Origin of the sequence: Rothia sp. HMSC066G02 (genome assembly GCF_001813145.1) — a bacterium.
In the GTDB taxonomy this organism is placed as follows: domain Bacteria; phylum Actinomycetota; class Actinomycetes; order Actinomycetales; family Micrococcaceae; genus Rothia.
In genome coordinates this window covers 46,635-59,214 of the sequence record NZ_KV811586.1, presented here as the reverse complement: position 1 = coordinate 59,214, position 12,580 = coordinate 46,635, and the positions used below count along the sequence as shown (strand labels likewise).

Below are 12,580 nucleotides of genomic sequence, written 5' to 3'. Positions count from 1 at the left end.
TCACCACGGGAGCACCAAACGCATCAACGCCCGCGTGATCATAAGTCGTCATCGTACGGCGCGCAGAATCACGCTCCATACGGTACAGCAGAGAACCATTCACCGAATGGGAACAGGGAACACCGTCACGGTCATAGCCGAAGGAATGTACAGCACCATTACCGTCAGTGCTGGTCAGCAGACGACCGGCAGCATCATAGGTAGAGGTAGTGCGCGCACCCAACGGATTGGTCGCCGCCAGGACATTACCCATCAGGTCATACTCGTAGCTAGTAATGCGACCGGCAGGGTCCATCACGGAGGTAACGTTACCCGCCTCGTCATAGCGGTAATGGGTCACGCCACCGGCACCATTAGTCACCGCAACCACCTGGGAAGCGGCATCATAGGTGAACGAACGAGTACCCCACTTGTTATCGCGGATGCTCTTCACGCGACCACAAGAATCCCAGGTGTAGAACACCGGAGAAGCCACACCGGAACCGGTAATAGACAGCACACGACCGCACGCGTCATAGCGAACGCGTGCCTCAGAACCGTCACCGTACACCTGGCGAATCAGTCGGGAATCAGCATCGTACTCGTAACGAGTCACAGACTGCTCAGCAGTACCGGCAGCCTCATAGGTTGTAGCCAGTCGACCGCACGCATCGTAGCTGTACTCGGTCACACGACCCGCGGGGGAAATCATGCGTACCATCTGGTTCGAACCGTTGTACTCGTAGCGGCTCAGACCACCCTCAGCATCCAGAACCTGCACGGGGTTACCCGCACCGTCATAAACCATCGTGGAGACAGTCGGGTCGTCAGCATCTGCGCTAACCTGCGGACCAGAATCCTCGGAGAGAACTTCGGTACGCACCGGGCGGCCCAGGTGGTCGCACGAGATACGCACGCGGTCAACACCATCGTTAGTGGTGAAAGTCTTACGCGAGGAATCAACAGAAGTACGTACACTCACACCGGTCGGGTCAATCAACGCAGTCAGAGTGCTTGCGGCATCATACTCGCGAGTCCACACGCCACCGGCGGGGTCAATGGTGCGAACCAGGCGCATCAAACCATCGTAGGCGTAGTTGAACTGCGCGCCACCCGGCAGGGTAATGCGGTCAATATTGCCATTCGTGTCAAAGGAACGCTCCATACGGCGGCCCAGCGGGTCGACCACGGCAACAATATCGCCGCTCGGACCGTATTCGTACTCGGTACGGGCACCAGCGGGATCCACCGATGCCACCAGGCGACCACCAGCAGCGTACTCAAAACGCCAGCGGGAGCCATCCGGGTCCTGACGGCACACCATGTGACCGGCAGAATCATAGGTGAACTCAGTCTCCAGCCCAAGAGCAGAAACAATCTTCACCAGGTGACCCGCAGCAGAGTACTCACAACGGGTCAGCTGCTGCTCAGCGTTACGAATACCTGTCAGCAGACCAAAATCGTCATACTCCAAAGAGACAGTAACACCCTCAGGGCTCACCACACGCTGCAGCAGGCCGTCAGCCCACTCAAAACGGGTCACATGACCGTTGCCGTCAGTCATAGAAGAAGGGTTACGCTCAAAATCATTCGCGTACTCGTAAGTCACCGTAGTCATCGGACTTACGGCAGGGCTCTGAGCAGACTCCTGCCCCGAAGTAGCCTCATCGAGGGCGCGGCCCTGAGCCTCAGCCTCCAGGCGGGCACGACGAGCCAGACGGGCGGCACGGCGAGCGCGCGGATCCGTCTCAATAGCGCTCATTGCCACGGAGACTACGCGGTCATGCTCGTCATAAGCAAAGAGGGTTTCAGTGCCCTCATCGGTGACCTCGCGAATAATACGACCACGCTCATCGCTGTAGCGAGTAGTACGGGAACCATCGCGGTCCACCACGCTCACGCGGTTGCCAAAGTCATCGTAGGCATAGCTAGTACGCCCACCTTCCGCATCAACAATGGCGGTCAGACGTGCGTACTGGTCATTGACCCACAGGTTCGTGTAGGAGGCGTCTTCGTTAGAAACGTCAGTGATGCCATTCGGCAGGTAGCGGTAGCGAACACGACGACCGTATTCGGTGTCCTGTTCGGTAATACGGCCGGCAGGGTCGTAGTAATTCGTCACCTCAACAGTGCCGGTACTAGCCACCACGCGGTGAATCAGGCCGGCAGCGTCATGTTCATAACGGCGGGTACCAGCGTCACCGTGCACAGCACACAGGTGAGTACGACCGTCAAGGGTGACGTACTCGTAACGCACCGACTGCCCACGAGAAGAATGAATAGCGCCGACAAGGCCGCCTTCGGTGTACTCCACGTTGATACGTGCACCGCGCTGATGCACGATAGCGCGAACACGACCCTCTTCATCGCGCAGGTATGCGACAGCAGTACCTGCCCCAGCGCTCATACCCAGGTAAACACCGGTGAGGCTGAAAATGTGCTGGGTTCCAGAGTTGTCAGAGATACGCAGCAGGGACGAGGCGTCATAGTCCGTAGCGTGCAAAATATAGCGCAGGGAGGGGTCAGCAATAGAACCCTCTTCACCCATCAGCTGGGTAAGGGGCAGTTCTTCAAGCCACCACGCTTCACGCGGAGCACGAGCGTAACCGTGGGTGCCGTCCTCACGAATCATTCGGTCGAAAGTAACCTCACGACCGTCAGCCATAGTCCAGACAGCATTCTCAACGTTCAGCTGCACACGGCTCTCAATATTCGAAGACCAGCCAGCACCGAACACACCGGATACAGCGTGCTGACCAAAAACAGCCACACTGTTGTACATACGAGTTACAGAACAAGCAGAAACCACACCAGCAAACGCCATATCGGTCTCTTCTTCAATGAAGTTACCGGTTGCAACGTTCACGGGGTCATTCACATAACCGCTTGTGGTGGACATTCCTACTACAGCCGGCGTTGGAACTTCCAAATCGTGGCGCTCAGTACTAACACCAGCTGCGCTGATTGCACCTTCCAGAGTCGAATTGGCAACGGTAATAACCTGGCTCGAGCTACCGTACTTCTCAAAAGTATCGGCTACGATACCCAGCCAGGTCTTATCGTTGGCGTTCGACTTATTCCATGCTTCAAACGTGCTGATGAGATTTTCAGCATCGACGGAGCCCCACTGGCACTTAACCATAAACTCTGTGGAAAGGTTACGCAGCTTGCCAGGCTCAGCATCAAGGCTAGTACCAAGGTTCGCCAAAGTATTAGAGAGAGAGCGCACGGTCGAAGGGCGCGCTGAAGAAACAGTCATACTCCCTGAGCGGGTCTCAGTGCTCTCACGATGACCTAGCGATGTGGTGTCAATCGAGGTATCCGGCTTATACGATGTCGGCTTAGGCGGTTCACCTCCGAATGTTTCAACCCACCATTTACGGAAACCACCCAGGTCATGCTCATAGTGGTACATAAGGTCGCGGTTCTCATTTTCCTTATGAGCTGACTCTTTGAGGCGATCCACCACATCAGCCAGTTGACGGAAGATGCTGGCGATATCACGACCATCGCTAATGGTGGTATCAATATTTGCCGCCGCAACATCGGCGTAGTGACCTCTAAACTCCTCCAGAGCCGTTGTCAGTGAGTTCTTAAGAGGGGGTAATGCATTATCAATATTCTGCGCGACGGTGCGGCAGGCATTGGCAAGGGCATCCGACGTAGCATCATCGTACTTGACTTTTTCAGTATTCAGATTCATGCTCTGTTGTCTTTCAATGTGGTTAGTACGGAAGTGTGGTGATTAAACAGATGTAGACAGACATGTACACCATGTCTGGAAAACAACGTGGGTATAACCGAATAACAGAAAACGCCGCCTACCGCTCACCGCCCCGTAGCCGGGGAGCGGGGCGGTAAACGGCGTTTACCAGGGAAGGCTTAGGAGCCGCCACCTGCCTGGAAGATATCGGTAGAAATCTGGTTGAGCTGCTCGCGCAGGTCAGTCAGTTCCTGAGTCAGGTTACGCAGGGTGTTTTCTACGCCGGGCCAGGTGTCATTGCGGAAACGCTCAGCCAGGGGGCCGTCCCAGTTGTTGGGGTCCTTCAGCTGGTTACCCTGCTGGTTGAGGTTGTTGATTTCGTTCTGCAGACCGCCATTGATGATGTTCTGGAGAGCAGTAATGGCATCCTTGGCTGCCTGCGATGAGAGTACGCGATCGGACACGATGTTCCTCTTTCGTCGTTGAGTTGCCGGAAGATGTGCATTAGATACGCGAATATCAAATACGCACCGTTAGTGCTTTGCACCACTCCGAACATTACACTATTTCGCGGCAAAGCGCATCCTCCACACCCTGTTGTGAGAAAAATTTCTCATAGTAGACATTGCACAACAGTGCGTGCATATACATTTATCTACTCTCATCAAGGGATTTCTCCCGCTACGGTATCCTTAGGAAATGCCAACCCACTGGGGGTGGCACCTTATCATTAGAATCACCAACCACATACGAAACGAGGACTTTCATGTCTGAAAACACCCCGCAGCCGGCTGCACCGCAGCAGCCGCAGTTCACCCAGCAGGCACCCGCCGTACAGCCCGCATACGGCGCACCCGTGGAGGCACCGAAAAAGAAGTGGGCGGCAGTAACCGCACTGGTCTTGGGCATTATTTCCGCCCTGACCGGCATCTTTGTCATTGGTTCGTTCCTGACCATCCCGACCATTATTTTCGCCGTGATCGCTCTGGTCATGGTTAAGAACGGCACCGGCAAGGGTAAGGGCATGGCGATCGCTGCTCTTGCACTGGTTCTGGTGGCGTACATTGCTACGTTTGCTTTCTTCCAGATTCGTGCGGCGAACCTTGAGAAGTCTAACCGAGAGGCCCGTGAGGTTATCCAGAAGTGCGAGAACCACGAGCCCGGCTACTACATCATTGAGAAGGACGGTAAGCGTTACTGCAACGCGGGCGGCTGGGTCTACGAGATGGATAAGTAAACCGGTTTATTTGGTTCCATGATTAGCCGTCGCTGGTGGAGGGGGCGTTCGTTCACGCGGCAGTCGCCGTGCCTGCGAGCGCCCCTCAACCGTATCCTCCGTGGGTGCTTCAGCATCTGGCAGCGAGTACACCCCGGAGTATCTGCAGCGCATCCTCGATGCGCACTCCACTACCATCACCGACTCCTACCTGATTGAAGGAGCGAATAGCTAAATGATGTCTCAAGAATCTGCTATTACCTTTTGGGGCGTATGCTCCATCATCACAACTATTTTCACGATTCTCACCCTTGCCGCTTACATCATCAATCGACGCCGTGACGAGAAGAAGAAGCGTGAAGGCATCTACATTAGTCGTCTGCAAGGGCTGCTGGCGTACATTATTGTCTTTATCCCGGGCTTCCCGATTATCCGCTATTTTTTGTCGCTCAATGGCCCTGAGACTAACCCCTATACCGAGGGTATCTGCATCTTCATGACTGCTTTCCTCTTGTTCTACCTGTGGCACGTCAACGCCACGTACATGAAGATTTCTTCTGAGGGTATTAATATGCACACCCCCGTTCGCGGGTCGAGGATCTGCCCTATCGGCGCGATTGATAGCGTTGTTTATAGCGAGTCCAAGGATGAAGATACCCCAAGCCGGATGTGGTTCCTCACTAAGTCGCGTGCGCGTATTAACCCGTTGAACCCGAATTATGACGAGTACTATCTCTTGGTCATTACCCGGTTCAGGATTAAGTATGGTCGCTGGCCTGAGCTGGATAATCCGGCTGACGTGGATAAGGTAAACCAGCTGGATAACCGTGCTGAAGTCATTCCGTATTTCATGAATAATCAAGAGATTTCGGGTCTTGCCGACGTCGACATGTAGCCTGCCGGTTTGTGGGCTGAAGGCTCCCGGGGATGCGCGGCTCACCCCCGCGCTGCCCCCGGGGCTTTCGGGGCTCATACGCCCCTCAGCGCCCTAAGAACTCGGCACCCTCAGCACGTAGGCACCGCCGCCTAGTTTGGGTGGGGGTGCGTGCTCTTCCTATTCACCAACCACACGAAACGAGATCCCACCATGCGCACTTTCCTGATTATCTTTTGGGGTATCTTTGCCGCATTCACAACAGTTGCGACATTCTACGTCATCATCAATTACGAGGTGCAGCGCTGGAAAGATAAACAACGGCTACGTGAGGGTATTTATATCCGACGGGTTACTCGGATCGAAGCTCTTCTCATTACGATATTTACCCCCGTTTTTCCGTGCCTTATGTTTGCAGGTCATATATTTTTTGACCCTGAGTCAGCAAGGATAACGATTGACATAACGGCCTTGTTAGTATCAGTACCATTTGCTGCATACTTGCGGTATGTGCATGTCGCCTACGTGAAGACTTCCGCCGAGGGTATCGAGCAGCGCATCTGGTTCTCCAACCCGACCCGCTACCCTTTCAACGCGATCAACCGCGTCGTGTTCTACAAAGCATCGAATTATGAAGACGACGATATGGTGGGGTTCTACGCTAAATCAGGCACCCAGATTGCCCTGTTTAGCCCGTTGCCTTATAAAAATTACCGGCTCATGGCGATTGTACGGTTCAGGATTGAGAACGAGCGTTGGCCTGACATGGACAACCCGGATGATGTGGCTCAGGTGAACCGTTTAGATTGTGCCGGGAAGACGATGCGCTACTTTGAGAATTTGGGGAAGGTTACCGACCTTGCCGACGTTTGCATGTAACCAACCACCACACTAGGACATTTCATGCTCAGAAAATTTCTTGCCGAAACCGTCACCAACGGCTCAATAGGACTCAACCGCCCCAAAGGCTACATTCCTCTGGGACAGCGGCAGAAAAAGCCACTGCTGGCTGTACTAGCTGCAGATTCTTTCGTGCTGCTGGTGTGCATTTTACTTCCTCTAACTTTTCCAGCCGAGAATCCCGTTGATTATATTCCTGCATTTATTTTCATGAATATTATTGGTTCGTTCTTCTGGTTCTTAGCTATTCACACCAATTCCTTCTACATCCAGCAGAATGAGACCTCCGTGAAGTGGCGAAACTGGCGGTTCAAAACCCGCGAGTTCGACTACAGCAGCATCACGAAAATCCATATGCAAGCTAATGGAAAAGGCGGCTACTTCGTAATTAGCAGTAGCCAGATGGGGAGGCGTCGTCTGGCGTTTAGCCCGGTCTTCTTTGATGCCACCTATATCTACCACATGATTCTTTTCCGTGAACGCTACGGCGTTTGGCCGCCCAAGTATATCCCTGAGCTCTTCGTAGAGTTCGGTGATTACGAGGACATGGACGCCCTGATCAAGGTCATCTGTTACGCCCGCAAGTATGAGATTGGTTCCCCCGAGGCTGGGGAGTACCGACAGATTCCGGAGCACCTGCAGCGCATCCTCGACCGCGCCGCGGCAGAGTCCAAATAGTTGAAAGGGAAATAGCATGAACGCTATCTCTGAAACCTTCAGAATCCTATGGCTAATCTTCCTGTGGTTCTGCTTTAGCTTCATAGCTCTTGCATCTCTAGTGATGGCCGTTATTGGGGTATGGCCTTGGGGTGCGCTGTTCTTCGTTTTAAGCCCTCTGAATCTTGCTTACATAGATATGATTAACGCTGAAAATATTGGCTATAAAGCGACCGGAGGCCTCTTCCACCGCTTCTTTATTTTCGTTTACTCCATCAACGCGGTGGGCTTGATTGTTCTGACGGTTCTGACGGCTTTCGGTGTACTCCAGGGGGACCCGGCTCCGTGGACCCCTGAGACGAACTTTGCTTCCTGGTACATGGTTGGCGGGCTAATCATCGTCGCCTTCCTCATCTACCGCATCGAGCCTAATGATGAGATTCCTGACCTGCTGCGCATGGAGCAGATGAATAGGCTCTCAACCCGTGTGGGCGTTGTCGCGGCAGCTATTTTCACGGTTCTGTGCCTCGTGGTTCCTCTGACCAGTTTCATGACTGCAGGCTATGATCCGGCGGCTCTGGCGGTTGCGCTTTTCCTGGCCCCTGGGTTCCTGCGTGTTGTGCGTGAAGGCCTCTTCTACCTGCAGAGCACCCGCTTTGAGGAGGGGTCTGAGGGGTACCGTACCCTGCGTGCCGTGTGTATTGGCGTGGCTGGCCTGGCTGGGTGTATTGCGCTCGGGTATGTGGGCTATTCGCTGGTACGTCTGGAGTTGCTGCCTGCACTGTTCTTTGCTGCCTCGGTAGCGATGAATGCGTGGTCGGTGAAGAAGTACGTCACCGTGGGTATCACCATTCCTGAGAAGGAAGACGACGAAGAGCAAACCGCTACGGAGGGCAAATAATATGCGTATTTTCTTTATTATTTTCTCCGGAATTATTTTCGCGCTGTCCGTTATCTCTACTGTCTACATCATTATTAGGTATGAGATTAATCGACGCCAAGATAAGAAAAAAGAAGCACAGGGAATTTATATTAAGCGAGTAACTCGCGCCGAGACGTTACTCTGCCTGTTCATTCCGATGTTCCCTTGTCTTGCTTTTATAGCGAATATTCAAAGTGAAAATGTGAATATCTGGGCGAATACAGTAAATATTATTTTTGTATTTTTCTGCTATCTTTATGCCCGCTATGTTTTTGTCGCTTACGTGAAGCTCTCCCCCGAGGGTATTGAGCAACGCGTCTGGTCAGCCAACCCAACCCGCTACCCTATTAACGCGATAGACAGCATCGTGTATTACGAAACGCTGAATATTGAAGACCAGGATATGGTGGGGTTTTACACCCGATCAGGTGAGCAGATTGCTGCTTTTGGTCCCATGACTCACAAGAATTACCGGCTCATGGCGATTGTGCGGTTCAGGATTGAGCAAGAACGTTGGCCTGACATGAATAATCCCACTGATGTAGCTCAGGTAGACAAGCTGGACAATGGCTATATGACCATTCCTTATTTCAGGGGCCGTGAGAAGGTTACTGGCCTTGCTGACGTCGATATGTAAATCTATCAAGAAATGAGGCAGTTAATGGAAATTAATTACAAACGCCGCCAAAGAGTGGCACTCATTATTTCATTCATCATCTTTGGTACATGTTCTTCGTTTTCCCTAAATACTCACGTGATGACAGCGACGGCATCACCGCCACCTGCACCGTAACTAAGGCATATACAAGAGAGATTGGCGGAACAGTAAGCGGTATGAATGATACTAGACCCAAAGGTATTTTTGAGACAGAAGAATGCGGTACTCTCACAATGATTGTTCCTCCGGAAGGTCGCAAGATTCCCGAGTATATTGAGACCGTCGAGCCTGGCAAAAAATACCTATTCCATGTCGCAAACTCATCTTTAAAAAAGGAACGAGATTTTGATACAACCCGCTTTGAAGAAATCAAAGAATAACAACCTCATAAACTAAAAATAAAGCCCCCGCGGCCGAGAGTCATCCTCTCAGCCACGGGGGCTTCACCGTATCAGCGTGTCCTCACGCGGCAAACGTTAGGAGGCGCGGCGGCGGGAACGCAGCACCATCACAGTACCCGCACCCAACACCAGCGCACCGCCCACAGCCACAGACACCGCACCAAAACCAGTACGCGCCAGGCCGCCCTGCTGGGAGCTAGCGCCACCAGAAGAAGCAGACACACCGGACTGGCCCAGGGAGCCGCCACCGGTACCACCGCCGGAGACACCGCCCGGGTACACGCCGCCAGCCGAACCATCGGCCGAACCATCAGAGGAGCCCTGCGCATTCACGTCACCGGCAGCGCCAGAAGCACCAGCCTGACCAGACTGCGCGGCACCGGACTGACCCGACTGGCCAGCCTGACCGGAACCAGCATTACCGCCAGCACCGCCCGGGGTTGCCGAATCCACACGGCGCACACCGCTAAAGTCATCCGACGCAGCATTCGGGTCCTTCGGCACGGCAGTCTCAAACGAGCACGCATCCGACGCCTTCTTACCCACAGCAACCGCAAGCTGCTGCACCGGGCTATTCACCTCAGTACCATCAGCCAAAGTCGCAGAATAGTGCACGTCAAACATGTACTGGCCAGGCTCAGAGAACACCCAGTTCGCGTGCGCGTGCGTCGCGTAATCAATGTCGATCGTGGTCTTGCCGATCGTCGAATCCAGCAGCACATCCGCACCATTCAGCGACTCAGTGAACATGCCGAAGCGTGCACCCTCAGGCATGACCTTCGGCACCACGTGCAGGCGCACCGGACCGCGCAGCTGCGAGTAGTCAATGTCCTGCGTGTTGTAGCCGGGCCAGGGCAGGCCGCTCTGCTGGGTCTGCGGCAGGCCATAGAAGGCGGTGCCGACCGGGCCCATGAAGTTCAGCTTCTCGTCAGCCATACGTTCAGTGCGCACACGGCGGGCGTTCTCGCTGACAGTCCACACGACCGAATCGAGCGGGCGCACGGTCGAATCAGCGTCAATGATGCCGCTGTCATCACGCAGACCCACGGACAGCTGGCGGTCCTTCAGGGTCGCCTGGATGTCCAGGTGGCCGTGCGAAATCTTGGTGCGGCCGTCAATCTGGCCGGGCACGCACTGGTTACCGGGGGTTCCGGGGGTGGACGGCTGCGCAGACGGTGCCGGGCTAGTCGGAGCAGGTGCGCTCGGGGTCGGGTTCGCGGGCGCCGGAGTGGAGGGCGCCGGAGCAGGTACGCTCGGTTCTGCGGAGGCGGTCGGCACCGCAGGCACGGTCGGAACCTCGCTGGGGGACACCGACGGAACGGTGCTGGGCTCAACAGTCGGAGCCTCGGAAGGAGCCTCGCTCGGTTCAGCAGAAGGCTCGGCAGAGGGCGCGACGGTAGGCTCAGCGCTCGGCGACGGATCCACCGGAGCAGGCTTCGGCGCATCGCTAATGGGTGCGCTATCGGGAGCCAGCGCGCCGTGCGCGGTGTACTTTGTGCCCGGCTCGTAATTCGCCGCAACCTCAGTGGTGGAGGCGGAAGCGTTCATATCCGGGTGGGTCAGCATCTTCACGCGCAGAGCCGTGCCCTTGTAGAACGACTCGTCACGGAAGGTAAAGCGCGCCACGCCATCCTCGACGGAGCCTTCCAGGTCGAGGTACGGGTAGACCGGGTCATCTTGGGCGTAGAAGCCGCCGCGCATGAAGCCGCGCACCTTCGGGTCCTTGAAGCGGACCTCAACGGTGCTGAAGCCATTGCCGTTCGGGGTGACGGTCACGTCGTAGTCCATGCTGGTCGGCGTGTACTGCTGGGTGCTGAGTACGGTGTTCGCCTGATCCGGGATTTCTTCGGGCCAGGAGCCGTTACCGTCGTCGCTGTACACACTCTCAGCGCGGCCGGGTTCGTAGGTGAGCTTGTGCGAGATCCAGCGGGACGCCTCCGCGCTGTTCGCGTCGGAGGTGTCGGGGGTGAAGACCGCCTGCAGCTGGGAGCCCTCGCTACCGAGCATTTCAGACCAGGTGGCGGTACCGTTCACGACCGGCAGGTCAGTCAGGAAGTAGCCGTTGTTGTACAGGGTCAGGGTGCCCTTGAGGTTCTTATTCGCGGCGGTGAAGGTGATGTCGCTGAGCTTGTCGTCAGCGTCCTTGTTCTTAGCCGGGTCGGCGTCCAGGCGGTGCGGTGCTACGGACAGCACGTACTTTGCGGCGTCCAGGTCACCGACGGGTGCCGCATTGTAGCGGTCGACCGTGGGCACGGCGGTGGGGGTACCGTCACCGAGCACAGGCTGCATGCCGCCCACCTGCCAGACCAGCTTCGACGGCTTGGAGCTGATGATGCGGCCGTCGGTGGAGCGCGCCACGGTGCGGTAGGTGACCACGTAGCGGCCGGGGCGGGTGAAGGTCGTGGTGTTGTGCGTGTGGCTACCCTTATCGAGCAGCCAGGAGTGCCAACCGTTCGAGCTGCTGGAGAGCATGCGGTACACGTCAGCGGGGGCATCATCCGGGTTGTAGCGGAAGAGCTCCATGCGGCCGGGACCCTCAACGGAGAGAATGTCAGTGGCGAACACACCATCACGGAAACGCTCAGTGGGGACCTTCGTGGATGCGCCCAGGCCAGCCCAGATGGGGTCCTGGTTGCCGTAGGTCAGGTGCGGTGCCATGTAGAGGGTCTGGCCGGGTTCGCCGAGGAACGCCAGGGAGGGCGAGTCGCCCAGGGTCATGGTGTACTGCGACTTGCCGTCCCTGGTGCTGTAGCCCTTGCCGACCCAGTTGACGGTCTTGTCCAGTTCGTAGGTGTCTGCGCCGGTCTTGTAGGGGTTCGCCTCGTTCATGAGGACGAAGGTGCCGTTCTGCTCGTCCCAGTATGCCTTGGGGGCGTCAACGTGGCCCTTGGTGGTGACGATTTTGCCGTCGTCGGGGCCTGCTGCGGCGGGCAGGGAGGGGGCAGCGCCGGCGAGCGCGAGCAGCGCTGCGGCGGAGAGGAATGCGGCGGCGCGGCGGAGGGCAGGCTTGCCGCCGGGGATGAAGAGTGCGGGGGTGTGTGTGGTGACCCGTCGTTGGGTCTGCTTCTGAGAGCTCATGACAACCTTTCTCATTTTTCTATTTCCTAGGGTAGCTCTTTTGCAAATAATTGTCATTTAGAACCTAAGTGAGTATAGTGATTCTCAGAAACACGTGTGCGCCGAGGCGCGCCCAAAAACGCACACCACGTACATCCACAAAGAGAAAAACACGGCAGAGCGCACCCCGAACCCAAGAGGGAAACCGGCAAC

General features: G+C 55.8%; 10 protein-coding genes. 7 read left to right on the top strand and 3 right to left on the bottom strand.

Annotated features, from left to right (window positions below; all coding sequences use genetic code 11):
• Window positions 1-3,238: DUF6531 domain-containing protein (locus HMPREF2894_RS02985; protein WP_246826998.1), on the bottom strand; the 3,238-nt coding region annotated here is incomplete at its 3' end.
• Between the two features lie 623 nt (window positions 3,239-3,861).
• Window positions 3,862-4,146 carry a pyrophosphorylase gene (locus HMPREF2894_RS02980; RefSeq protein ID WP_005507345.1) on the bottom strand — a complete coding sequence of 95 codons (285 nt, stop codon included), beginning with the start codon at window positions 4,144-4,146 and terminating at the stop codon, window positions 3,862-3,864.
• 302 nt (window positions 4,147-4,448) lie between these two features.
• On the opposite strand from HMPREF2894_RS02980, the gene HMPREF2894_RS02975 reads away from it, so the two are divergent.
• From HMPREF2894_RS02975 to HMPREF2894_RS02945, 7 genes are all read left to right on the top strand, one after another.
• Window positions 4,449-4,919 carry a DUF4190 domain-containing protein gene (locus HMPREF2894_RS02975; RefSeq protein WP_070665816.1) on the top strand — a complete coding sequence of 157 codons (471 nt, stop codon included), beginning with the start codon at window positions 4,449-4,451 and terminating at the stop codon, window positions 4,917-4,919.
• Between the two features lie 214 nt (window positions 4,920-5,133).
• Window positions 5,134-5,793 (top strand): hypothetical protein, encoded by a 660-nt coding sequence (locus HMPREF2894_RS02970; protein ID WP_070665813.1) that lies wholly within the window; start codon window positions 5,134-5,136, stop codon window positions 5,791-5,793.
• Window positions 5,794-5,985: 192 nt separating this feature from the next.
• The gene (locus tag HMPREF2894_RS02965) at window positions 5,986-6,651 is read left to right on the top strand and encodes a hypothetical protein (protein ID WP_070665810.1); all 666 of its coding nucleotides are present in this window, start codon (window positions 5,986-5,988) and stop codon (window positions 6,649-6,651) included.
• A gap of 24 nt (window positions 6,652-6,675) precedes the next feature.
• Entirely contained in the window at window positions 6,676-7,350 is a 675-nt protein-coding gene (locus HMPREF2894_RS02960; RefSeq protein WP_070665807.1) for a hypothetical protein, read from the top strand.
• Window positions 7,351-7,528: 178 nt separating this feature from the next.
• Entirely contained in the window at window positions 7,529-8,230 is a 702-nt protein-coding gene (locus HMPREF2894_RS02955; RefSeq protein WP_070665800.1) for a hypothetical protein, read from the top strand.
• Window position 8,231: 1 nt separating this feature from the next.
• Window positions 8,232-8,888, top strand: a complete 657-nt coding sequence (locus HMPREF2894_RS02950) for a hypothetical protein (protein WP_070665797.1) — start codon at window positions 8,232-8,234, stop codon at window positions 8,886-8,888.
• A gap of 89 nt (window positions 8,889-8,977) precedes the next feature.
• Window positions 8,978-9,289: a hypothetical protein gene (locus HMPREF2894_RS02945; protein WP_070677729.1), complete on the top strand. Its 312-nt coding sequence runs from the start codon at window positions 8,978-8,980 to the stop codon at window positions 9,287-9,289.
• A gap of 96 nt (window positions 9,290-9,385) precedes the next feature.
• On the opposite strand, the gene HMPREF2894_RS02940 is transcribed toward HMPREF2894_RS02945, so the two are convergent.
• Window positions 9,386-12,388: a choice-of-anchor M domain-containing protein gene (locus HMPREF2894_RS02940; RefSeq protein WP_070677727.1), complete on the bottom strand. Its 3,003-nt coding sequence runs from the start codon at window positions 12,386-12,388 to the stop codon at window positions 9,386-9,388.
• Between the last annotated feature and the right edge of the window lie 192 nt (window positions 12,389-12,580).

Excerpts from the sequence above, each read along its gene's own strand:
- HMPREF2894_RS02975 (WP_070665816.1), top strand. The coding sequence starts at position 4,449 with ATGTCTGAAAACACCCCGCAGCCGGCTGCACCGCAGCAGCCGCAGTTC.
- HMPREF2894_RS02970 (WP_070665813.1), top strand. The coding sequence starts at position 5,134 with ATGATGTCTCAAGAATCTGCTATTACCTTTTGGGGCGTATGCTCCATC.
- HMPREF2894_RS02965 (WP_070665810.1), top strand. The coding sequence starts at position 5,986 with ATGCGCACTTTCCTGATTATCTTTTGGGGTATCTTTGCCGCATTCACA.
- HMPREF2894_RS02960 (WP_070665807.1), top strand. The coding sequence starts at position 6,676 with ATGCTCAGAAAATTTCTTGCCGAAACCGTCACCAACGGCTCAATAGGA.
- HMPREF2894_RS02955 (WP_070665800.1), top strand. The coding sequence starts at position 7,529 with ATGATTAACGCTGAAAATATTGGCTATAAAGCGACCGGAGGCCTCTTC.
- HMPREF2894_RS02950 (WP_070665797.1), top strand. The coding sequence starts at position 8,232 with ATGCGTATTTTCTTTATTATTTTCTCCGGAATTATTTTCGCGCTGTCC.
- HMPREF2894_RS02945 (WP_070677729.1), top strand. The coding sequence starts at position 8,978 with ATGTTCTTCGTTTTCCCTAAATACTCACGTGATGACAGCGACGGCATC.
- HMPREF2894_RS02940 (WP_070677727.1), bottom strand. The coding sequence starts at position 12,388 with ATGAGCTCTCAGAAGCAGACCCAACGACGGGTCACCACACACACCCCC.